Raw genomic sequence first — 22,082 nt, 5'->3', positions numbered from 1 at the left:
GAGGTGAAGTGGTGTCATGACAGGTGAGCGGCAGTCCTTGAGCCAGCGCATTGCCAACTGGGCACGGGTGAAATCCCCCTGGGTCACGGTCTTCAACAGCGGTGCGTGCAATGCGTGTGACATCGAGATCATTGCCTGCCTTATGCCACGGTTCGATGTGGAGCGGTTCGGGATCCTGGCCAAAGGGTCGCCCCGTCATGCAGACATCCTGATCGTGACCGGCGCGGTTACCCGGAAACAGGCTTCGAGGCTTCGCAGGATTTGGGAACAGATGCCCGAGCCCAAGTACGTGATCGCCTGCGGGGCATGCGGGGCCGGCGGGGGCGTGTTCCAGGGGCTGTACCATGTCGTGGGGGATGTCGGAACGGTCATCCCTGTCGACATGTACGTGGCCGGCTGCCCCCCGCGCCCGGACGAGATCATCAACGCCGTTGTCGCCTGCCTCAACCTGATGAAGGAGGATCTTGCCCGGGGAGGAAAGGAATGGCGGAAGAAGGCAGGGGACACGGACAGGAAGGAGATCACACCCGGCACGGGCACGAAGGATGTGAAGGTATGACGACACAACTGACAATGGAGCAGGTATCGGGAGCACTGAAGGAGTATGGATCCGCTGAGCAGGTGCGAAAAAACCGCATCCGGGTGAATACCGACCCGCAGAAGATCCTCAGTGCCATCAAGGCAGCTCAGCAGTTCCTGGACTGCGATCATCTCATCCTCATCAGCTGCACGGACGATACGGGGAGTTTCGGGCTGACCTACCATCTCACCGGCCCTCACCGTACCATCATCTCACTGGCCGTTTCTGTCCCCCGTGAGTCCCCGCAGGTATTCTCCGTCTCGGATATCCTCCCCCCGGCCGCAATCTACGAGCGGCAGATCCATGACCTGTTCGGGATCGTCTTTTCAGGTCACCCGGGCCTGACTAGGCTCATGCTGAACGAGGACTGGCCTGACGGCGAATACCCCCTCCGGAAGGACTGGAAACCGAACAAGGCGAACTCCTATGGCGGCGCTGCACCGGAGGGGGCCTGATATGGTGGAAGTGATGGTCCCGATCGGGCCCCAGCACCCGGCGCTCAAGGAACCGGTCAACTTCCGGATCTATGTAGAGGGGGAGAAGATTGTCCGGCTCGATCTCGACCTCTCCTACAATCACCGGGGCATCGAGAAAGCGGCCGAGGAACGCAACTTCATCCGGGTCCTCCCGCTCCTGGAGCGTGTCTGCGGCATCTGCTCCCACTCCCATGCCACGGTCTTTGCCAAGGGTATTGAGGAGATCATGGGCCTTGAGGTCCCGGCACGGGCACAATACATCCGCACCATCATGGCTGAACTCGAACGGATGCATTCCCACCTCCTCTGGCTTGGCGTTGCCGCCCACGAGATCGGGTTCAACACCCTCCTGATGTGGACCTGGCGCGACCGGGAGGCCGTGCTGGACACGCTCGAAGAGATGTCCGGCAACCGCGTCCACTACAACATGAACGAGATCGGCGGGGTGCGGCTCGACCTGTCGGAGAAGCAGGTGGCGGCGGCACAACAACGGCTCCCCCTCCTGGAAGACCGCATCGCGCAATACGTTGACATGGTCAGCCACCAGGAGACGATGCTGATCCGGTTCCGGGGTGTCGGGAAACTCTCGAAAGAGGAGATCCTGAAGTATGGGACGGTCGGCCCTACCGCACGGGCAAGCGGGGTGGACTATGATGTCCGCCGGGACGATTCGTACCTTGTCTATGACGAGGTTCCCTGGAACGTAGTCACGGACTCGAGCGGCGACGTGTACGGCAGGACGAAGGTGCGGATTGGCGAGCTTTCCGAGAGCCTGAAGATCGTGCGTCACTGCATCGAGAACCTCCCGGAGGGGCCGGTCCGCGTTGCCAGTACGCCCAAGATGGCGCCAAAGGGAGAGATCCTCTCGCGGTACGAGGCCCCCCGTGGCGAGCTGGCGCACTTCATCCGGACGAACGGCACGGACAAGGCCGAGCGTCTTGATATACGGACACCGACGCTGGCAAACTGGACCTCGGTGGCAAAGGCGCTCGTCAACCAGAACCTCGCGGACATCCCCGTGATCGTAGCGGCCATTGACCCCTGCCTCTCGTGCACCTCGCGGATGACCGTGATCGATACCGGCACCCAAGCGCAGGGCAGCATCTCGTGGGAAGAGCTGGTGAGGAAGTGCAGGGCACGATACGGGATGGGAGTGCAGCCATGATAGATCCCCTCCTTCTGACAGTGTATATCCTCATCTTCCCCGGGTTTCTCTTCCTTTTGGCCTATTCCCTCTTCTTTCAGTATATCGACCGCAAGCTCGCGGCCCGGATGCAGCACCGGGTCGGCCCGCCGCTCCTCCAGCCGCTTGCCGACTTCATCAAGACGCTGGGCAAGGAGGTGATCGATGTAAAGGGTGTTGACCGCGGGGCTTTCAGCGCAGCCCCGCTCATCGCCCTTGCCGCAGTCATGACTGCATTCCTCTATATTCCAATTATCGGGGCAAGCCCGCTCGCCTTCCAGGGAGATCTCATCCTCGTCCTCTATCTCATGACGTTGCCGACCCTGACACTCTTCGTTGTGGGCTGGCTGAGCCGGAATGTCTTTGCCTGTGTTGGCGCAATCCGCAGCGTCACCCAGCTTTTCATTTACGAGGTGCCGTTCTTCCTGGTCATGCTTGCGCCGGCGCTGATGGCAGGCACCTGGTCGGTATCTGAAATCGTGGCATGGCAGCAGGCACATCCCTGGTGTGCAGTTCTCCAGCCAATCGGTTTTGTTATTGCGCTCATCGCCCTGCAGGCAAAGCTGGAGCGGACGCCGTTCGATATCCCCGAGGCAGAGACCGAGATCGTTGCCGGCCCGTGGACCGAGATGACCGGGCACCGGCTGGCCCTCATGAAGCTGGCATTCGATGTCTCGCTGGTCACCGGCAGCGCCCTCATTACCGCCCTGTTCCTCGGCGGCCCTGAGGTCCCGTGGGTAATCACACCTGCGTGGCTTGCCGCCCTTGCAGGCTTTGGCCTGTTCCTCGTAAAGACCCTCGCGGTCCTGTTCATCCTCTCCACCCTCCGGGTCGCCACCGGCCGTATCCGTCTCGACCAGCTCAACGATATCGGCTGGAAATACATTGCCGGGGCGGCCGTTTTCCAGGTCGCCCTCGTCCTTGTCATGAATGCATGGTGGGTGCAGCCATGAGTGTCATCCGGGAGATGCTGCACAACCTGGTTACAAAACCCTTCACCATCCTCTACCCGTACGAGAAGGCCCCGATCCCCTGCACGTTCCGCGGGGAAGTGGCGATCGACGATGACAAGTGCATCGGCTGCTCGAAGTGCTCGCTGGTCTGCCCGCCGCAGGTAATCACGATGATCGACGGCCCGCGTGAGGTCGAGTTCAAGGGAAAGAGCCTTGCACGGAAGAAGCGGCCGCAGGTGAAACTCTATAAGTGCATCCGCTGCGGGCTCTGCGAGCGGCACTGCCCCACCGGGGCGATCCACCTTAAGGACACGCTCTCGGGTTGCGGTACGGACAAGGAAGCCGTGATAACGTAATGACCACCAGGGATCCGGCATTTCCCGACCTGCGGCGAAGACTGGGGGGCACACGCCTGATTGCCGTAGTCGGAATCGGCGATGAACTCAGTCATTCGGACCGGCTGGGAATGACCGCAGCACGGGAGATCGACCGCCAGAGCATCCCCGGCGTACAGGTTTTCCTTGCCGGTACTGTGCCGGAGAACATCACCGGCCCGCTCCGGAGGTACCGGCCGGACCATATCCTCCTTCTGGATGCGGCAGAGATGGGAGAGCGGCCCGGGACGATTGCCCGGATCGAACCGGGACGGGTCAGGGCGGGTCTCTTTTCGACACATGCCCTACCGCTGCCGGTGGTCATGGAGTATATCGAACGGGATATCGGGATACCCGTTACCCTGCTGGGGATCCAGCCCGGCAGTAGCGGGGCAGGGGATTCTCTGACCGGGAAAGACCGGGCATATCTGAAGGAGAACCTACGACAGTTATCAGAAGCCCTCCGGGACCGTTAGCTGTATAAGGAATTTCGCATCATGCAAAGCTGAACGTCTCCGGCATCAGCGTCTGTAAGTCCACAACGACCGCGAGCGCCGGTGTCGGGTTCACGTTCATCTGCTTCTGGAATGCGGTCTGGGACTGCCAGGTGCCGGCATTGACTCCGAGTACGCCACGGTAGGTGGTGATGCCCTTGATGTGCACATGGCCCGTGTGGAGGATCTCGGGGATTGGGTCGATGATCATCCGGTCGGTCCTGCCGGCGGCAATCGGTGTCCGGCGCCCGTATGCGGGAGCGAGGTGACGGCGGATGAGCATCTCTTCCATCATCAGCCCGGAATGCTCGTAGGATGCGCCGGGGATGAGGCCGATCATGTCGTCGATGGACCGGCCGTGATACATCATCACCCGGACTCCCTGAAGATTGACGACGGCAGGGTTCTCGACCTGCATGCAGTTTTGCGGGAACTTCTTCGTGAACGCCTCGGGGATGACCGGCTGGGGCTCGGCGCCCCGCACCACATCGTGGTTTCCCGGCGAGATGATGATCTTCATCCGCGAGGGGAGATCGGAGAGCATCGCCCCGAAGGCATCGTACTGCTCGTAAATGTTCTTGATCGTCAGCTCTTGGTCCTGCCCGGGGTAGATGCCGATCCCATCTACGAGGTCTCCCGCAATGAGGAGGTACTGGTAATCGGAATCCGAGAGCCAGTCCGCGAACCGGTTCCAGGCCTCTTCGAGGAACGTGTTGCTGCCCACGTGGACATCGGAGATGAGAACAGCCTTTCCCGGCTTGTCGCTCTTGAACGGCGTATTGTCAATGCGGATGTCCGGGCGGTAGAGGAACTCTGCAAAGAAGAGGCGGCCGTCGTTCGAGAGTTTTCCCTTGACCCCGATCACCTCGTCATGGACAATCTTCTCTGCATCGGCAAAGACCGGGCGGTCCTTCCGGAAGAGGACGGAGATGCTTGCCGAAGAGTCCTCGATCTCGGCGATACGGTGGCCGTTTTTTGTCGTGCTCACGTCCACGACCATCCCGATGACCGTGCATTCTTCCTGCCGGTACCGGGTATTTTTGGTGAGCCCCTCGATCGGCATCGCCCCGACGCGGCCCCGAATCATCCCGCCAAGCCGGCTGAAGCGGTCGCGGAAATAGTGCAGGTAATCGCCGGTCCCGTTCACGGGGCCCGAGGTGCCCGGGTTGCCGCTCACTACCTCAACCGTAGGATCGAGGAGGAAGCGGGTGCCGTCCCGGGTCGGGCGGATGCCCGGGATGTGCTTTGCGGAGACGACAACCGTATCCTCCGGCACCCCGGCGATGATGCGCTCGATCAGGTCCGGCTCATCGTTCTCCAGGATATAGCGGACCACCTCGGGGTGGACCTGGAGCTTGGTGTCGAGGAACCGGAGCGCGATCTCCTGCGCAGTCAGCATACCAGATCTTTGGCTCCCGGGAAAATATAGCCTGTTATCCTGTCATTGCTGGAACCCGGGGGAACGGGTTCATTATCCTCCAAAAACAACAGGTACCATCAGATGGGCAGGCGGATACAATGTACGAGATCATCGCAACGCTGGTACTGGGCCTTGTCATCGGGTTCACCGGTGCGCTCGTCCCCGGTCCCACACTGGTGGCAACCATCAACGCATCCCTTGCCGGGAACTGGACTGCGGGGCTGAAAGTCTCCCTGGGCCATATCGTCATCGAGACCGCCATCTTCTTCCTGATCATTCTCGGCCTTGCCAGCATTGCGAGCCCCTACACTACGGTCATCGCCGTAGTCGGGGGTTTCGCTCTAATCGTCTTTGGTGCCATGACCCTCTTGGGGAGCCGGAACGCCACGCTCTCCACCGGCCTGAAAAAAGACGGGTCCGGTCCCTACATGGCCGGGCTCGTGACGAGCGCCGCCAACCCCTATTTCTGGATCTGGTGGCTCTCGGTGGGAAGCGCTCTCCTCCTCCAGTCGCTCGCGGGGGGGATTGTTTTTGCAGTTGCCTTCATGATAGGCCACTGGGGAGCCGATACGATCTGGTACACGTTCGTCTCTACCACTGTTGCAAAAGGGCGAGCCCTCCTCTCTGACCGGACCTACCACATCGTCATGGCGGCCTGCGGGGTCTTCCTGATCCTCTTCGGATTGTATTATCTCTCCGGGGCGATCCTTCCGTATTGAACGGAGGGCGCACCACCTCCGGTGCAATGCCGTATAGTTAATCTGTACACGGTTCAACACTATACAAAACTCCCGACCAGGTATCCCGATGGCTGACAAAGACTCCCCCCGTGACTTCCGCACGCTCATCGCACAATTCCGCACCAGCGAGCACTGGGCGGTCTCGCTTGCCCGTGATCTCCTCTGGGTGGCCTGCGTTGTCGGCGGCATTGCGCTTGCCCTCTTCCTCATCTGCGGCACCTGGCCTGCGGTCGTGACCATCGAGTCGGGGAGCATGGTCCCGAACATGAACATCGGGGATCTTGTCGTTGTTGTCCAGAAGGACCGGTACGGGGAGCTGATGAGCTGGGAGGAGGGGAAGGCAGCGGGGGTGCCAAAGTTCAACAGCTACGGCGACGTGCTCATCTTCCGGCCCAACGGCAATACCGTTGTCCACCCCATCATCCACCGGGCTGTGGCGTACGTGAAAGCGGGCACCCCGATAACGGAGATCCGGGGCAATCAGCTCGTTACGAATTACACAGCTGACCATGACGGGTATATCACCTGGGGAGACCACAACCCCTACCCGGACCAGTTCTCCCGGTATGAGGCGATTGGTACTCCCGAACCGGTAAAGGATGAGTGGATCGTCGGCAAGGCACTCTTCACGGTTCCCCTTGTCGGCTACCTCCCGCTCCATATCTGGGAAGTGGTGATCGTTGTTGTCATCATCATGGCCCTCCACGAGCTCTGGCTCCGCTCCCGCGAGGAGAAAAAAGAGAAGGGCAGCGGACAGAAGAAGCGGCAGGGAAAGAGGAAGTGAGGTGGCGCCATGACAGAAATCCAGGCCCTCTTATCCGATGTCATGGAAGGCCACCGGCTCACGGAGCAGGAGGCAGAACAGCTCCTGAAAACAACCGGCCGCGATGTGTGGCGCATCACAGCGGCTGCCGACGAGATGCGGGAGCGCCGGGCGGGGGAGGTCGTCACCTATGTCCGCAACCAGAACCTCCACGTGACGAACATTTGCAAGAACCTCTGCAGGTTCTGCGGGTTCGGCCGGAAGGCAACGGATGAGGGGGCGTACTGCCACGACAAAGCCGCAATCCAGGAGCAGGCACGGCTTGCAAAGGAACGCGGGGTAACAGAGATCTGTTTCCTCTCGGGCGTCCACCCGGGATTCACGCTCGACACCTACTGCGAGATGATGGACTGGGTGCATGAAGCCTTCCCCGGCGTCCACATCCATGCGTTCAGTCCCGACGAGGTAGCCTATGCGGCTAAGAGGGGGAAGATCCCAACCCCCGAAGTCATTGAGAGGCTGAAAGAGGGGGGCCTTGGAACCATCCAGGGAACCGCGGCGGAGATCCTCGTTGACTCTGTCCGTGAGGTCATCTGCCCCCGGAAAGTCCCCACGGCAGACTGGGTCCGCATCATCAAGGAGGCGCACCGGGCCGGCATGCGGTCCACCGCGACCATCATGTACGGCTCGTACGAGTCCCCGCGGGACCAAGCTGAGCACCTCCGGCTCCTCCGCGAGGTCCAAGATGATACGCACGGGTTCACCGAGCTTGTCACCCTCCCCTTTGTCCACACCAATACCCCGCTCTGGCAGCAGGGCCTTGCCCGGGCCGGGCCTACGGGCCGCGAGGATCTCCTGATGATCGCAGTCTCGCGCCTCTTCCTCGACAATTTCACCAACGTGCAGGTTGCCTGGGGAAAGGTCGGCCTGAAGATGACCCAGCTCGCCCTCATCTCGGGCGCCAACGACCTTGCCGGCACCATGTTCACGGACGACGTGACGGGCGATGCCGGAGGGGCGGGTTCGGATTATCTTGACCCAAAAGACATGGAGCGGATCGCAAGCGATCTCGGGCGGAAGCTACAGCAGCGGACAACGCTGTACGAGCTGCTATAAGAAAAGAGAAGACCGGGTATTCAATTCCTAGCGATCAGAGCAGTTCCAGCGCCTGTTTCCCGGTCATCCCGTTCGTGACGCCGCGGTTCATTGCCGAGCGGTTCGTCTCCTTGACGATCCCCTTTAAGAGGTCGTCGATGGTTGCGATGGAGGGACCCGATGACGGTTTTATCTTTGCCGCCGGGTAGCTGAACGAATCGAGAGCAACAACATCGAAGGCGCCGCACCCGACCATGCCCACGTCCGTCTTTACCGCGACCAGGTTTGCCGGGCCAAGAGGGATGACGATCCCCTCTGCCACTTTCCGGGAGAGTCTGACTTCAGTCTTCTGCATAGTCCCACTGGAATGGTCGCTGTTCCAGAAGATGAATCCTGCGGGACAGGATTTCGATATCTTTATTCTTCCGGGATGCCACTCTCCGTAGCAGTACCGGGGGAGACATTGTGGAGAGGGATGTAAAGAGATTGCTGGACGATGTCCGGGGGGGCCACCGGATGAATGCAGAAGAGGCGCTCCTGCTGTTCGGGACAAAGGGCCGCGATGTCTGGGAGATCGCTTCTGCTGCCGATGAAGTGCGCGAGCAACGGGCTGGCAATGCCGTCACCTATGTCCGGAACCAGAACATCAATGTCACGAACCTCTGCGTCAATGCCTGCGGGTTCTGCGGGTACTCGAAGAAGCCCGGCGAGGAAGGGATCTACTTCCACGACAAGGCAGAGATCCAGAGAAGGGCTGCCCTGGCAACGGAGCGGGAGTGCACAGAGATCTGCACGGTGAGCGGCCTTCACCCGGACTTTTCCGCCCGGTCCTACACGGACGTGTACCGCTGGATCCACGAGGCAGCACCGGGTATCCACCTCCACGCGAGCAACCCGATGGAGGTCGCTTATGCCGCACGGAAGAGCAAGATGAGCACGGTGGAGGTGCTCGGGGCGATGAAGGAGGCGGGCTTAAACTCGATGTGCGGGACGGCGGCGGAGATCCTGGTGGACGATGTCCGTCAGGTGATCTGCAAAGAGAAGATACCCACGAAAGAGTGGGTCCGGATCGTCACCGAGGCCCACGGACTCGGGATTCCCTCGACAGCAACCATCATGTACGGCCACTGCGAGAGCGAGAAAGACCGGGTGGCCCACCTCGCAATCCTCCGTGACATCCAGGACGAAACGAACGGGTTTACCGAGTTCGTCCCGCTCTCGTTCATCCACATGAACACCCCGATCTACCGGCAGGGGAAGGCCCGGGCCGGGGCGACCGGACGGGAAGACCACCTGATGGTCGCGGTCTCGCGGCTCTTTCTCGATAATTTCAGAAACATCCAGGTCTCCTGGGTGAAGGAAGGGATCAAGATGGCCCAGATCGGCCTGATCGCCGGCGCCAACGATCTCGGCGGAACGGTCTTCGAGGAAAGCATCTCAAAGGGCGCCGGGGCAACCAACACCGATTACCTTGACCCGAAGGAGATGCAGCGGATAGCAGAGGACATCGGCCGACCGCTCCGCCGGAGAACAACGCTGTACAAGCTGGTCTCGTAAAACAGGAACTCGTTAAAAGGAACGGGACAGGGTCTCAGTCGTGGCTGGGCTTTAAGAGCCGCACGATCTTGTCCCCGATCTTCTGCGCCCGTTTCATAGCCTTTTCGTCTTTTAAGACATCGCCCTCATGGTAACCTGTGCCCTTGACGCACCCGAGCGACGAGAACTCGTGCGTGGAGAGGAAGGCTTCAAGCGTCTGGATGGTCCGCACCGCTCCCTTGTTCGCATGGACGGCGACTGCCACCCCTTTCTTGCCCGAGAGCTTGCGGTCATGGTACAGGGAATAGGTTCGGTCGATGAAGTTCTTGAGCTGGCCGCAGACATCGTAATAATAGGTCGGCGACCCGATGACAAGGACATCGCACTTCATCACTTTCTGCATCACATCGTCCCAGTCGTCGTTCTCGATGATACACCATTTCCTCTCCTTGCACTTCTCGCAGCCGAGACAGGGCAGGATCTTCCTGCCGGCAAGAGACACAAACTCGGTTTTCACCCCGCCCTCTTCGCAGCGGCCGAGGATTGCCCCGACCAGTTCTGCTGTGTTCCCCTTCTTGCGCATACTCCCCGATATGCCCAGGACCTTCATTTCCCTCATATGATACCCTTACTGCCGTCCCGGCTCATGATAGTTGTGGTGACTGCAACGAGGCCGAGCCGGTTGAAGGCAGAAATGATCTCATCATGCGGGTTTTTTTTGCGGGAGAAGAGGTGGGAGGGGCAGCGGCAGTCGCTGCAACCGAAGGAGGGAACTGACGCTCCTCCGAGTTCCTCTGCAAGCCGGCACTCGAGCCGGTCCCCGGTCAGTGCATGGACAGTATACCGGAGCTCGAAGAGGTCCGAGCAGGAGAGAACGTCGACATGCCATTTCGGCCGTTTATCCTTTGCTTGGGAGAGGCTGACATGACGGGAAAGCCGGGCAAGCCCCCCGCTGCCGAGCGCTGAACCGGCATAGATATGCCAGCCCCTCCGGAACGCAACCGTCCCGAGGGCCCCGACCTGCACCGTGCACGCGGGATTTTTAAACACCAGAACGTAGATGCCCTTATCCATACCCGGTCTTCATCAGCCCGACTGCCGCAGCAATGCACCGGCCCCCATCCTGCTCAGTGGGCTCGCCATGGCCCGCGTACAGCCCTTCAACATCCAATGCCCCGAGCCGGTCAAGTGACCGGGCAAGCTCGGTCCTGCTCCCGCCCGGGAAGTCGTACCGCCCAAAGTAACCATCGGCGAAGACCGTGTCGCCGCTGACGAGCACCCGGTCCTTTTCTGAATACAGGCAGATGCAGCCGGGAGTGTGGCCGGGAGTATGGATGACCTGGAAATTGCCGATCGTGTCCCCGTCGTTCAGGACGATGTCGGGAGCGATACCGGGCGATCGGGCGCCGAAGTTCATGGCAAGGCTATGGAGGTCCTCGACAAGCCCTCTTGCGTCGGCTTTATGGATGGCGACCTTTGACTTGCACATGTGCGCGATCTCCTTTACGTGGGCGATGTGGTCGTAGTGGCAGTGGGTCAGGACGATGGTGTCGATCGCTTCCTTATACGGCGCAACCGCCATCGGCATCACGCCGGTATCAACGAGAATGTTGCCGATAATGTACGAGTTCGCAAAGATCGATCCGCCGGGTATCCACCTGACCTGCATGCACAATAATAAGGACCCGGAACAGATGTTTCTTATGGATTTGCTCATCCGCAGGTGCCAGAAGGGGGTCCCCCGGGAACTGGGGGCTGTGGCGAAAGCGGAAAAGATTGAACCGGCAGCGCTCGCACGGGAGATTGCCTCGGGCAGGATCGTTGTCCCCCACAACCCGGCCCGGAAGCACAAGGCCTGTGCCATCGGCGAAGGCTGCACGGTCAAGATCAACGTGAACATCGGTACCTCGGGCTCCCGCTGCGACCCGGCGCTCGAGATGAAGAAGGCAACGGCTGCGCTTGACAACGGCGCCGATGCCTTAATGGACCTCTCGACCGGCGGCGATCTGGTCGCGATCCGGAAGAAGATCCTGAAACTCGATACAACGGTCGGCACGGTCCCCGTGTACGAGGCAGTACGCCGGGCAGGAAATGCCGGCGATGTCACGGCCGACCTGCTTTTTAAGGTCATCCGCGAGCACTGCAACCAGGGAGTCGACTTCCTCACGCTCCACTGCGGCGTGAACCTCCAGGCCCTTGACGCCCTGAAAGCCGATCCCCGGCTGATGGGCGTCGTCTCCCGCGGCGGATCGTTCCACTGCGCCATGATGATGCAGCGGGAGGAGGAGAACCCGCTCTTTGCCGAGTATGACTACCTCCTCGAGATCCTTGCCGAGTACGACGTCACCATCAGCCTTGGCGACGGGATGCGCCCCGGCTGCCTGCAGGACGCTGGCAAGCTGGCAAAGTCGGTAGAGTACAACACCCTCGGCCTTCTTGCAAGGAGGGCACAGGAAGCCGGCGTCCAGCGGATGATCGAGGGCCCGGGCCACATGCCCCTCGACCAGGTGGGCTACAACGTGAAGATGATCAAGGAGATCACCGATCATGCCCCCCTCTACCTCCTCGGCCCGCTCGTTACCGATATCGCGCCCGGCTACGACCACGTGGTCGGGGCCATTGGCGGGGCTGCGGCCTGCCTGAACGGTGCCGACTTCCTCTGCATGGTCTCTCCGAGCGAACACCTGGCCCTGCCTGACGTTGCGGACATCATCGAAGGCACCCGGGTCGCAAAGATCGCAGCGCACATCGGCGACACCGTCAGGAGGCCCGAGGGCTGGCGGATGGACCGGGAAGTGAAGATGGCCGAGGCCCGGCACGAGCTGGACTGGAACGGGCAGTTCCGGCATGCGCTGTACGGGGAGCATGCCCGGAAGATCCACGAGCGCGATGGTGCAACGGAGACCTGCTCGATGTGCGGGGATCTGTGTGCGGTCAAGATGGTGAACGAGCTGTTCGGGACGCAAGGGAAAAAGAAGGGGTCGAAAAAGAACGTGAAGAACAAAAGTTGAATAAATCTGAAAATTTTTCAGCTATTTTTCAAATCCCTCTCAACTACTAATATCTACTAATATCTACTAATTTAGTAGATCCTTCGGCGAAGTTTTTTGCGGAATGCAATAGAAACACCAAATACTAATAAATACTAATTTGTGCTAATTTAGTAGTTAGTGAGACGGAACATATGCAGAAACTGCCTGAAAAACCCCCGGTTAAATGGGATGACGCCTGGAATGCGGGGAATGTAAAATTTTCAGAAGACGAAGCTTTCCAGAAGGCTGTTTCAGAATACAACCAGCGTTACCTCTTCTGGGATGAGCTGAAGTTCCGTGTGGAGGATCCCGAACGGAGGAAAGCAATCTGGGCGCTGATGAAATTCCTCCGGGTTATGCGGTATGAGCGGACGAGGATTGCCAAACTTTCTTTGAGCTACTCATTCATTCCGGAAATTGTCAAAGGATTGCATACAATCGACCGCTATCTATCAGGTACGATTCAGATCCATAACAAGACTATCCGGATGGAACAGTCGTATATCATCAACTCCCTTATGGAAGAGGCGATAGCTTCCAGTATTCTGGAGGGTGCGGCGACGACCCGGAAAGCTGCAAAGGAGATGCTCCGGAAGGGACGCAAGCCAAAGAACCATGCAGAGCAGATGATCCTCAATAATTACGAAGTCATGCGGTTCATCCGGGTGAAGAGGGATACCCCGCTCACGAAAGAACTGATCCTGGAAATCCACCGGATTGTGACAAAGGGCACGATTGATGAAGCATATGTCGGGAAGTTCAGGACGGAAAATGATGTAGTGGTTGTAGATCCAGGGGACGGGACGATCTTCCATACACCACCGGATCATGCCGAGATAGAAGGATTCATTGAGCAATTCTGCAAGTTTGCGAACCGGAAGGAGGAAGGATCAGATAGAGCAGCTGGCGATTTTATTCATCCGGTAATAAAGGGAATTATCCTGCACTATCTTTTCGGATATTTCCATCCGTTCAATGACGGGAATGGGAGGACCGCGAGGAGTATCTTCTACTGGTACGTCCTCTCACAGGGATATTGGTTATTTGAGTATATGGCAATCTCCCGGATTCTCCTCAAGTCGAAAAAGAAGTACGGGCTGGCGTATCTGTATACGGAATACGATGACAATGACATTACGTACTTCCTTAAATACAATATTTCCTGTATAATCCAGGCACTCGATGATCTCCTTGGATATCTTGAACGCAAACAAAGTGAACAGAATGCCACAAATGCAATCATCACAAAGATTCGGGATATTAATCCCCGTCAGGCAACCATCCTGCGGCATATGATGGAACACTCTGACGAGTATTTCACCATCAAACAAATCTCGCAGATGTTCGGTGTGGTCTACCAGACAGCGAGGACGGATCTGTTGCATCTTGTCAGCCTGGAATATCTCATTATGGAACAGCGGGGGAGGGAGTTTATCTTCATATTCAACGAACATTCTGAACTGTGGGAACAGAAGGCCAAACCGGTAAAGAAGGATAAACTTCAGAGCCTACTTCAGGACTTCCCGGACACTGAATGATTGAATGCGTCAAAGATTCTAGTCGAATCCGATGTTAAAGTGCCCAACGTCCGCAAACCTGAAGGCTGGCGGATGGACCGCGAAGTAAAAATGGCCGAGGCCCGGCACGAGCTGGACTGGAACGGGCAGTTCCGGCAGGCTCTCTATGGAGACCATGCCAAAAAGATCCACTGCCGGGACGGGGAGATCGACACCTGCTCGATGTGCGGGGATCTGTGTGCGGTCAAGATGGTGAACGAGCTGTTCGGGACCGGGAAGAAAAGGAAGAAGGAAGCGAAGCAGGGAAAGTGATCCAACAGGGAGGGGTACCTACCCCCCTTATTTTGCAGGAACCGGAGTACTGCTTCTTCTGGAACTTCCGACGGAAAGCGGTTTTTCCGGTCATTCATGATATAGAAAACAGGAGGGGTACCCATCCCTCTTATGCCAGGGGGGTAGCTACCCCTCCCTCAGTACAAGGGGGGAACCCTGGCGCCGGATCCGGGCCGGCACAATGGGAGGGGTGGGTACCCCTGCAGGGCAAATACCGTGTTCCCTCCCCCTCCCCACCGTCCGCTTTGCAATCTGTTCCGTTGTCACTGGCAGATCCTGTGCAAACGGGATGGCTCCCCACTTTGCTGTCCCGGGTTTCTCCCTCTGATTGGTAAATGTCTTGTCAATCACTTCGTTTCATTGTTCATTATGCGTCGCCAGGTCCCTTTCGGCACGATGATCTCAAACCGTGCCCCCCGGCCGGGGTGTCCGGTCTCCGTGATTGTGATACCCGTTATCGCAAGGATCTCACGGGAGAGGAAAAGGCCAAGGCCGGTATGCTTTCCAAAACCGCGTTCAAAGAGCCTCTGCCGGTCTTCCGGGGATATACTGGCACCGTCATCCTCAACGGCAATGACCAGCTCCTGGCCGGATTCCTGTGAAAAAAACCGGATTGCCGACATCTCCGGACCCCCGTACCGCAGCGCATTGTCAATAAGGTTGTAAAACACTTTCTCGAAGAGCGGGTCGGCATAGATTTCCAGGTCCCCGATCTCATCGATGATCCGGATATCCCTCAGGGGAAGGGCATTTGCTGCTGATTTGACAGCCGCAGAGACAGCCTGCCATACCGGTGCATTGACCCCGAGATTCTGGTATTCCTTTGTGAAGGCAATCTGGCGTTCAATGGCATCGGTCACCCGCTCCGCTTTCTGGAGGCATGTATTCAGCTCCGCCGGATCCCCCTGGGATTCCCGGGAGATTTCGAGGAACGCTTTTAAAGAGAAGATCTGGTTGTTGATATCGTGCCGGGTGATGCTTGAGAGAAGGTTCAGCTTCTTGTTTGTCTCCTTGAGTGCTGACTCCATCCGCTTGCGTTCGGTGATGTCCCGGTTGCTCGCTCGCCTGCCGATGAACTCCCCCTGTGCATTGTAAATCGGCTGGCAGACATGGGCGATCCACCGGATATCCCCGTTCCGGTGGATGATCCGGAAGTCCACGGCACCAGGCTCCGGCTGGGTGAACCCGTGAATCATGTGGTGGTCCATTGCATGGTTATCCTCGGGATAGATGATCGTTTTGAGCAGTTCTTTGTCCCTGGCAAATTCCTCTGCAGTATAGCCGGTGATACGCTCGCACGAGGGAGTAGTGTACAGGAAGGTCTCATCAGGAGCGATCCAGTATTCCCAGTCATAGGTGTAATCCGCCAGCAGCCGGTGGTCCTCCGCACTTTTCCGGAGGGCATCTTCGCTCCTGCGGCGCTCCGTGATGTCCCTGCCAATGACCTGGATCCCGTACACCCTGCCGGCATCGATGATAGGCGATGCCGAGAATTCAACGATGGCATAGTCTCCGGTCTTTTTCCGGAACCGGAGGGTTACCTCTACCGGCCCGGATCCCCGGGAAATATGCGGCAACGCCTCTTCAAGGATCCTGTAATCATCGGGATGAATGAACTCCCGGGGCATCCGGCCCAGGATCTCCTCAGGATCATATCCGGCAACAGCCTTGACGGATGGAGACACGTACTGTGCCTTGCCATCGGGATCCGTGAGCAGGATGACATCGGAACTCCGTTCGGCAACTCCCCGGAACAGCCTTTCGTTCTCCTGCAGCCGCAAGGTCAGGAACGAGACAACGGCCGCGATGAGGATGAATATGATAATCCTCCCGGCTGCCGAGAGGGGCTCCCGGAATGCAACCGGCGCCAGGATACAGGCCAATACGCAATACAGTACGGAGATGACGCATGCGAACAAGATCCCGCGGCGGGGGAAAAAATACGAGGCGAGAATGATGGGTATGTAAAAGAGGTGGGGGAGGACTGTCGTTATACCCTGCCGGAGAAAGTAGCCGTTAAGAAGCAGCACGATCAGGGTTACACTGGCAATGATGACAGCAGTAGCCGTCGGCCGTTTCTGCATCTCGGATATTACAGCGAAATTCATCTTGGATCTCCGTATTCCATGAACGCTTCACGTTTGGTATGGGAAGGAAATGCAATAATACTTGTCACAGAGAAAATCGACAGATCTCCTTCAGTGCAGGTATAATAGAGGGATGTGCTGATGGTGACACCCCGGTTTATTTCTTACCCTCCATGGCAGCCGCCCTCACGATCTGGTCCATCGTCACGGGCAGGGTCTTCTCGAACGGCACGGACCAGTGGAAGAGGATGGCATCGACAACCGCTGTCCCCTTGATCGTGACCTGCACGATGCCTTGTGCCGCGAGGGCCGCGAGCGCCGCAAGGAGGATTGCATTGTCAGACCTGACCGGGACCGTGATGAGCGTACTGTCGTTTGCCTTGATCGTCACCCGGCCGGTATTTCCTGTCGCGATCTGCCGGACGGTAGCGCAGTCCCGGCACAGCACTTTGAAGGAGACTTCCTGCACGGTCACACCAAGCGGGTTTTTGTTCTTCACCCGGATCGCCACGTCGAGTTCAAGGGACGAGATCGACAGGGAGCGGAGCCGCACCTCTTCAAGGCTGACTTCCGGTTCGTGCAGGAAGGGCATCGTAAGAACGTTGTCCCGAGCCGGTTAAAAATCCTGTTCATCTGTTCCGCTATTTCCGGCTCCGGAGTTCGTTTTCCATTGCAGCAAGGGTGGCGTTGGCCTCTGCCTCAGTTATTCCCGGAGTATCCCGGATCCGGTCGAACCGGTTGCACATCAGATCAGGGCACTTCCCGCAGTGCGGGAACTTCCGGTCATTGTTGCAGCAATCGTAGATCGCACAGTGGTCAATGCCGATGAATGCCGTCCAGAAGGGGATACCTTTTGTCTCCGGGCAGCCCCTGCACTCCTTCCCGTGATGGTCGCAGTCGCTGCACGAATACCCGCAGACGGTCTGGATCTTCTTTTTTGCCATACCCACGTGTCAACACCGCACCAGCATAAAGACACGGGATCCGTGATGTGAAAGTGAAAAACAGGACCGGGCTTACAGGAACGTGAGCGGGTGGAGTTCCGCTTCCGCTCCCTTCCCGGATTTGATCCGTTTGATCAGCGCCAGTTCGGACTTCAGCCCGAGGTCACGGCAGAGCCGCTCGGCCTGCTCGAGCTTGTCTGCAGTGACGGCGTATTTCTCCGGGCGCTCGTCCGCTGCGGCATGATAGAGCAGCGCCTCGGAGATGAAGGTCTGGACAATCCCGTGGTCAGACGAGATCTGGCAGTAGATCTCGAACGCGTTGGCGTACTTGTTGTCTAGGTTCTTTGGCAGGGGTTTGTTCAGTTTCAGGCGGGCGACCCGCGCCAGCTCACACTCCCCGATGAGCCCGTGGGCGAACCAGTTGATGTTCCGGATCCGCTGGGCAGCTTCCTTTGCCTCACCATACAACCGGGCGGCCTCGTCCACGAACCGGCCGGCGACCTCCGGTAAGGAGAGGAACGCCCGCGCCCGGGCAAGCTCCGCTTGTTCGGGCAGCAGCCAGACATGGCCCCGGGGCATGGTCTTCCCATAGACCTCCCCGGCCTTCGTATAGCAGGCCTCTGCCTTGTCCAGTTCGCCAAGGACACGGTGGACGGCCCCGGTCCTCCTCAGGATATCGGCTTCCAGCTCACGGATGTCCGCGGCCTTCCCGGAAGGATCGGCCGTATGGCAGAGATCGAGCGCTTTTTTGAATCGTGCGGATGCGTACGGCAGGGCAAGATCCCCGCAGACGAGCTCCACTTCGCCTGCGCCAAAGAGGCTCCGGGCCTTCGTGACGGGTCCGGATTCCCGGTTCTGATAGGCAGCGAGGAATGCCTCTTTTGCCCCGGCAAGGTCGTTGGTATGGAGCAGGATATGGCCCTTCGAGATCGGGGCCTCTTCAAGGATTGCAGAGAGTCTGAGGCCCAGCTCCTGCGCCCGTGCCACCCCCGTTTCGAAAGCCTGGAGCGCGATCCCGTACTGGTCGAGGATATGGAAAAAGTCAGAGAACCAGAAGAAGAACCGTACCTCGCGTTCTTCGTCCGGGGCGGTTGCCACCGACCGTAAAAAGTCACGGGCAATGAGGCCGTCGAAGTCGCTTGACGGGATCCTGCCCACATAAATATCCTCGTAGATCGCCTCCAGGTAATCGCCGATTGCAGTCTTGTCGCCGAGAATTTTCTGGAAGGCCTCGTACGCGGAACCGATCTGGTGGCTCCGTTCGGTCCGCTCGCCAACAGCCGAGATGAACTTCGGGTGGGGCAGGGCAGTCTCCCCATGTGCGGACATCTGTGAGAGCTCGTGGAGGAGGATCGTCAGGTCGAGGAGCCCGGTCTTCGGGCTGTCCCGGCACTTGACCAGGATGTACTGGTTGAAGATCCACGGCCGGCGGATGTAATAGTAGGGATTCGTGCACTCGCTGCCTGCCTTGGCCAGGATCCCGCGTTCTGTTAAGAGCTCCAGGCGTTTCCGCATCGCGGACTTGGTGATAGTGTGATCCTTACCCCCCTTGGAGAAATTGACAATCTCCAGGATCTGCGCAAGATGGAGCGGGCCATCGTACAGGGCAAGCAGGGTCTCCCTGCCGGGAGTAGAAAGGGTGGTGTCGTCCTGCACCATCCGCTGGAAGGTTGCACGATCCGGGTACATTCGTACAATACAAGGAAAACCGCGTCTTTAATGATTCCGGTTCTTTCCCTGCCGGTTGGAAAATTTCCTTCCGGTTTTTTCCAACTTCCTGTGCTCTTTATAGCCCCATGGGAAACGGGAACATAACAAATGAAAGGAGTATCATCATGGAAATTCACGTTACAAAGACACCGGAGCTGACGATTGTTACAATCATCGGCAAGCTCGATGCCAACACCATTGCCGATTTCCAGAAGAGCGGTGCTGACCTGCCGGTGATGCCGACGGTCCTTGACCTGTCCCGGCTGGAGTACATGAGCAGCTCGGCACTCCGGGCGCTCCTGCAGATGAAGCGGGAGTTCTCAAAGCAGGGTGTGCCGGTCGTCATTGCCGGCAGCGACGGGCTTGTCGACAAGGTCCTGCGGGTGAGCGGGTTCGAGCAGATCTTCGTCCTGTTCCCCTCGGTTGACGAGGCGGTCAGGGTCATGACCCGCGGGGGGGGCTGATCGTGCAGGCCTGTGCACAGCAGACGAATCCCGTCCTGGTCGTGGCGGAGGCAGAGATCCGCCGAATGCAGCCGGAGGATGCACCCGGTGTTGCACGCCTGATGCAGGACGTGTACGGGAACACCTATCCCAAGAAATACGTCTACGATCCGGTACAACTGCGGGAGAAGAACGCGAAAGGTGAGGTCTTATCGGTTGTAGCAGCAGGCCCAAAGGGAACGGTCATCGGCTATGCCGCACTCTCTGCCTATTATGGCTACCCGGAGATCGGGCTGCTCGGATCGATGGCTGTAACCCCCTCCTGCCGCGGCCGGGGTCTTGCAGGAACGATCCTCCGGCACCTGATTGCCTGCAGCGATGGCACGGAGTTCCGGGCCCTGACGGGCGGGGCGTTCACGGCCCACCCCCACTCCCAGCGGGCCATGGAACATGAGGGATTCTCCCCCAGCGCACTCCTCCTCGGGTCGCAGCCGCAGGAAATCTCGTTCCGGGAGCTCACCGGGGCCTTAAGCCAGCGGGAGAGCGTGGTGTTCTATACCAAGGCGCTTCACGAAGAGGAGTTCGCCTTCCAGTACCTTCCCGAGAACCACCGGAAGACCATCCGCGAGATCAGCGGGAAACTGGGCATCCGGATCAATGCGGACGGGTCCGGAAAACCCGGCCGGGCACGGACAGTGATCGAGAAGACCATCAATCCCGATACCGGTGCCGGCCTGATCTGGATCCGGAGGGTCGGGCCCGATTACCGGGAGGCCGTTGCTGACACCGCCCGGCAGCTCCGCGCCCACGGCGCACAGGTGATGCGGATGCACGTTGACCTGAACGACCCGGGAGCGAATGCCGTTGTAGCAGCGGCAGAAGAGGCCGGGTTCATCTTCGCCGGCATCCTGCCCGGGGAAGAGGGATACATCCTCATCCTGCAGCACCTGCAGGACATCACCATCGATCTCCGGAAGATCCAGACGGGAGGAAACGCCTGCAGCGAGCGGCTCCTCTCCTATATCGGTGCACAGATGAAGGAACATGAAGATGGGGCCGGATCAGGCTCCTGAAAAACCATCGGAGGAAAAATCATGGTCACAAAAGACAGGAGACAGAAAGCCGTTGTCCTGGTGGACGGGTTTGCAACATCCGGCAGGGTGATGGCGTCCCGGTTCCTGATGCAGGGGATTCCCTGCATCGAGGTGCTCAGCCACGAGGCATTTCCCGAGAAATACTTAAAAAAGAACCATGCGGAAGACTACCTGGAGGACCCCCTGTTCACCGACAAGATCGTGTTCCGCGGGGACCTGGACGCCGTTGTCCGGCAGCTGGACCGGTATGCGGTCATCGGGATCATCCCGGGCAGCGAGATGGGAGTCCCGTTTGCAGACGCGCTGAGCGAGCGGATGGGGCTCTTCTCGAACGGGACGGCGCAGTCGGTTGCCCGGCGCAACAAGTTCCGGATGCAGTGTGCGCTCCAGGACGCGGGAGTCAGGACAAAGCAGTTCATCTGCACACAAGACGAGAACGAACTGATCGCCTGGTTCCGGGCCGGGTCGTTTGCAGAGGTCGTAATCAAGCCTATGAGCAGCGCCTCCACGGAAGGGGTCACGTTCTGCTCGACCGAGGAGGAGGTCCTTTCCGCGTTCCGGAACCTGATCGGGACGACCAACCACCTGGGAGACAAGAACACCGAGGTTCTTATCGAGGAGCGCCTCTGCGGGACGGAGTTCGGGGTCAATACCGTCTCCTGGAACGGGAAGCACCGCCTTGCCGAGCTCTGGCAGTACAGGAAGGTCAAGGTCGAGGGCGTAGGGAACGTGTACGACTGCACCCGCCTCCACGACTGGCCTGAGGGACAGCTGATGGAGCTGGTCCGGTATGCCTTCTCTGTCCTCGATGCCCTCGGGATCCGGTACGGGGCTGCCCACACGGAGATCATGCTCACAGAGAAGGGCCCGCTCTTAATCGAGTCCGGAGCCCGCATCATGGGCGGGACGATCCCTCCCGATCTCATCGTCAGCTGCTCCGGTCAGTGCCAGGTCGACCTGATGGTTGCGGCATACAGCGATCCGGAGAAATTCCTGGAGACCATCGACAAGCCGTACCACCTGAAGCGTCACATGATCAGAAAGCACCTGATTGCACAGCACGAGGGGACACCCGAAGGCGAGATCGCGGCCATCGAAATGCTGGCCCGGCTGAAGAGCTGTGCACGAGGCGATTTCGTCAACCTCATCAGCGACTGGCACGTGAACCGGACCGTCGACATGATGACAAGCCCGGCAAAGGTCTTCCTCATCCACAAGGACCCCCGGGTCATCCTCGAAGATTACCGTCGCATCCGTGACTTCGAAACCTACCAGGAGAACGAACTCTTCAGCATCTGAGGAAGGTAG

25 protein-coding genes are annotated in these 22,082 nt (G+C 58.9%); 16 read left to right on the top strand and 9 right to left on the bottom strand.

Annotated elements, in window-relative coordinates:
* Positions 1-16: 16 nt before the first annotated feature.
* The 6 genes from METFOR_RS00735 to METFOR_RS00710 are packed head-to-tail and all read left to right on the top strand — an operon-like array spanning position 17 to position 4,042.
* Complete coding sequence (locus METFOR_RS00735) at positions 17-559, top strand: NADH-quinone oxidoreductase subunit B family protein (protein WP_015284194.1); 543 nt, start codon at positions 17-19, stop codon at positions 557-559.
* Entirely contained in the window at positions 556-1,035 is a 480-nt protein-coding gene (locus tag METFOR_RS14300; protein WP_015284193.1) for an NADH-quinone oxidoreductase subunit C, read from the top strand. The genes METFOR_RS00735 and METFOR_RS14300 overlap by 4 nt, the downstream gene beginning before the upstream one ends.
* Entirely contained in the window at positions 1,007-2,221 is a 1,215-nt protein-coding gene (locus METFOR_RS00725) for a hydrogenase large subunit (RefSeq protein ID WP_148277554.1), read from the top strand. Before METFOR_RS14300 ends, METFOR_RS00725 begins: the two co-directional genes overlap by 29 nt.
* Positions 2,218-3,192: a complex I subunit 1 family protein gene (locus tag METFOR_RS00720; protein WP_015284191.1), complete on the top strand. Its 975-nt coding sequence runs from the start codon at positions 2,218-2,220 to the stop codon at positions 3,190-3,192. The genes METFOR_RS00725 and METFOR_RS00720 overlap by 4 nt, the downstream gene beginning before the upstream one ends.
* The gene (locus METFOR_RS00715) at positions 3,189-3,548 is read left to right on the top strand and encodes a 4Fe-4S dicluster domain-containing protein (protein WP_015284190.1); all 360 of its coding nucleotides are present in this window, start codon (positions 3,189-3,191) and stop codon (positions 3,546-3,548) included. Before METFOR_RS00720 ends, METFOR_RS00715 begins: the two co-directional genes overlap by 4 nt.
* Complete coding sequence (locus METFOR_RS00710; protein WP_015284189.1) at positions 3,548-4,042, top strand: hydrogenase 3 maturation endopeptidase HyCI; 495 nt, start codon at positions 3,548-3,550, stop codon at positions 4,040-4,042. Before METFOR_RS00715 ends, METFOR_RS00710 begins: the two co-directional genes overlap by 1 nt.
* A 19-nt stretch (positions 4,043-4,061) precedes the next feature.
* Here METFOR_RS00710 and METFOR_RS00705 read toward each other — a convergent pair whose 3' ends face one another.
* On the bottom strand, positions 4,062-5,459 hold the full coding sequence (locus METFOR_RS00705) for a DNA-directed DNA polymerase II small subunit (RefSeq protein WP_015284188.1): 1,398 nt from the start codon (positions 5,457-5,459) through the stop codon (positions 4,062-4,064).
* A 119-nt stretch (positions 5,460-5,578) separates the two neighbouring features.
* Here METFOR_RS00705 and METFOR_RS00700 point away from each other — a divergent pair, with 119 nt between their 5' ends.
* The 3 genes from METFOR_RS00700 to cofH (METFOR_RS00690) all read left to right on the top strand — a co-directional run bounded on the left by METFOR_RS00700 (position 5,579) and on the right by cofH (METFOR_RS00690) (position 8,099).
* The gene (locus tag METFOR_RS00700) at positions 5,579-6,199 is read left to right on the top strand and encodes a LysE family transporter (protein ID WP_015284187.1); all 621 of its coding nucleotides are present in this window, start codon (positions 5,579-5,581) and stop codon (positions 6,197-6,199) included.
* Between the two features lie 88 nt (positions 6,200-6,287).
* A complete protein-coding gene (locus tag METFOR_RS00695) occupies positions 6,288-7,004 on the top strand; it encodes a S24/S26 family peptidase (protein WP_015284186.1) in 717 nt (238 codons plus the stop codon).
* Between the two features lie 9 nt (positions 7,005-7,013).
* On the top strand, positions 7,014-8,099 hold the full coding sequence (cofH, locus tag METFOR_RS00690; RefSeq protein ID WP_015284185.1) for a 5-amino-6-(D-ribitylamino)uracil--L-tyrosine 4-hydroxyphenyl transferase CofH: 1,086 nt from the start codon (positions 7,014-7,016) through the stop codon (positions 8,097-8,099).
* A gap of 34 nt (positions 8,100-8,133) precedes the next feature.
* Here the strand turns inward: cofH (METFOR_RS00690) and METFOR_RS00685 are convergent, their stop codons facing one another.
* The gene (locus METFOR_RS00685) at positions 8,134-8,433 is read right to left on the bottom strand and encodes a YunC family protein (RefSeq protein ID WP_015284184.1); all 300 of its coding nucleotides are present in this window, start codon (positions 8,431-8,433) and stop codon (positions 8,134-8,136) included.
* Between the two features lie 110 nt (positions 8,434-8,543).
* Between METFOR_RS00685 and cofH (METFOR_RS00680) the strand changes: the two genes are divergently transcribed.
* Positions 8,544-9,635 carry a 5-amino-6-(D-ribitylamino)uracil--L-tyrosine 4-hydroxyphenyl transferase CofH gene (gene cofH, locus METFOR_RS00680; RefSeq protein WP_015284183.1) on the top strand — a complete coding sequence of 364 codons (1,092 nt, stop codon included), beginning with the start codon at positions 8,544-8,546 and terminating at the stop codon, positions 9,633-9,635.
* Positions 9,636-9,669: 34 nt separating this feature from the next.
* Here the strand turns inward: cofH (METFOR_RS00680) and METFOR_RS00675 are convergent, their stop codons facing one another.
* The 3 genes from METFOR_RS00675 to METFOR_RS00665 are packed head-to-tail and all read right to left on the bottom strand — an operon-like array spanning position 9,670 to position 11,283.
* Complete coding sequence (locus METFOR_RS00675) at positions 9,670-10,224, bottom strand: flavodoxin family protein (protein ID WP_048111040.1); 555 nt, start codon at positions 10,222-10,224, stop codon at positions 9,670-9,672.
* A gap of 5 nt (positions 10,225-10,229) precedes the next feature.
* Positions 10,230-10,688, bottom strand: coding sequence for a GIY-YIG nuclease family protein (locus tag METFOR_RS00670; RefSeq protein ID WP_015284181.1), 459 nt, complete (start codon positions 10,686-10,688; stop codon positions 10,230-10,232).
* Positions 10,681-11,283 (bottom strand): MBL fold metallo-hydrolase, encoded by a 603-nt coding sequence (locus tag METFOR_RS00665; protein WP_015284180.1) that lies wholly within the window; start codon positions 11,281-11,283, stop codon positions 10,681-10,683. The genes METFOR_RS00670 and METFOR_RS00665 overlap by 8 nt, the downstream gene beginning before the upstream one ends.
* Before the next feature lie 25 nt (positions 11,284-11,308).
* Here METFOR_RS00665 and thiC point away from each other — a divergent pair, with 25 nt between their 5' ends.
* From thiC to METFOR_RS00650, 3 genes are all read left to right on the top strand, one after another.
* Positions 11,309-12,625 (top strand): phosphomethylpyrimidine synthase ThiC, encoded by a 1,317-nt coding sequence (thiC, locus tag METFOR_RS00660; protein ID WP_015284179.1) that lies wholly within the window; start codon positions 11,309-11,311, stop codon positions 12,623-12,625.
* A 173-nt stretch (positions 12,626-12,798) separates the two neighbouring features.
* Entirely contained in the window at positions 12,799-14,184 is a 1,386-nt protein-coding gene (locus METFOR_RS00655) for a Fic family protein (protein WP_015284178.1), read from the top strand.
* A 39-nt stretch (positions 14,185-14,223) separates the two neighbouring features.
* The gene (locus METFOR_RS00650; protein WP_394295926.1) at positions 14,224-14,475 is read left to right on the top strand and encodes a phosphomethylpyrimidine synthase ThiC; all 252 of its coding nucleotides are present in this window, start codon (positions 14,224-14,226) and stop codon (positions 14,473-14,475) included.
* Positions 14,476-14,843: 368 nt separating this feature from the next.
* Here the strand turns inward: METFOR_RS00650 and METFOR_RS14295 are convergent, their stop codons facing one another.
* The 4 genes from METFOR_RS14295 to METFOR_RS00625 form a co-directional block, all read right to left on the bottom strand.
* A complete protein-coding gene (locus METFOR_RS14295) occupies positions 14,844-16,580 on the bottom strand; it encodes a PAS domain-containing sensor histidine kinase (protein WP_158491336.1) in 1,737 nt (578 codons plus the stop codon).
* A 160-nt stretch (positions 16,581-16,740) separates the two neighbouring features.
* Complete coding sequence (locus METFOR_RS00635) at positions 16,741-17,175, bottom strand: NDR1/HIN1-like protein (protein ID WP_015284176.1); 435 nt, start codon at positions 17,173-17,175, stop codon at positions 16,741-16,743.
* 49 nt (positions 17,176-17,224) lie between these two features.
* Positions 17,225-17,527, bottom strand: coding sequence for a DUF3795 domain-containing protein (locus METFOR_RS00630; RefSeq protein ID WP_015284175.1), 303 nt, complete (start codon positions 17,525-17,527; stop codon positions 17,225-17,227).
* Positions 17,528-17,599: 72 nt separating this feature from the next.
* Complete coding sequence (locus tag METFOR_RS00625) at positions 17,600-19,216, bottom strand: hypothetical protein (RefSeq protein ID WP_015284174.1); 1,617 nt, start codon at positions 19,214-19,216, stop codon at positions 17,600-17,602.
* A 146-nt stretch (positions 19,217-19,362) separates the two neighbouring features.
* Here METFOR_RS00625 and METFOR_RS00620 point away from each other — a divergent pair, with 146 nt between their 5' ends.
* From METFOR_RS00620 to METFOR_RS00610, 3 genes are read left to right on the top strand one after another with little or no spacing between them, the layout of a single operon-like run.
* Positions 19,363-19,701 (top strand): STAS domain-containing protein, encoded by a 339-nt coding sequence (locus METFOR_RS00620; RefSeq protein ID WP_015284173.1) that lies wholly within the window; start codon positions 19,363-19,365, stop codon positions 19,699-19,701.
* 2 nt (positions 19,702-19,703) lie between these two features.
* Positions 19,704-20,753, top strand: a complete 1,050-nt coding sequence (locus tag METFOR_RS00615) for a GNAT family N-acetyltransferase (RefSeq protein ID WP_015284172.1) — start codon at positions 19,704-19,706, stop codon at positions 20,751-20,753.
* Positions 20,754-20,774: 21 nt separating this feature from the next.
* Positions 20,775-22,073 (top strand): ATP-grasp domain-containing protein, encoded by a 1,299-nt coding sequence (locus tag METFOR_RS00610; RefSeq protein WP_015284171.1) that lies wholly within the window; start codon positions 20,775-20,777, stop codon positions 22,071-22,073.
* Positions 22,074-22,082 lie beyond the last annotated feature (9 nt).

This window comes from Methanoregula formicica SMSP (assembly GCF_000327485.1).
Lineage (GTDB): Archaea > Halobacteriota > Methanomicrobia > Methanomicrobiales > Methanospirillaceae > Methanoregula > Methanoregula formicica.
This window is presented reverse-complemented; position numbering and strand designations above follow the sequence as displayed.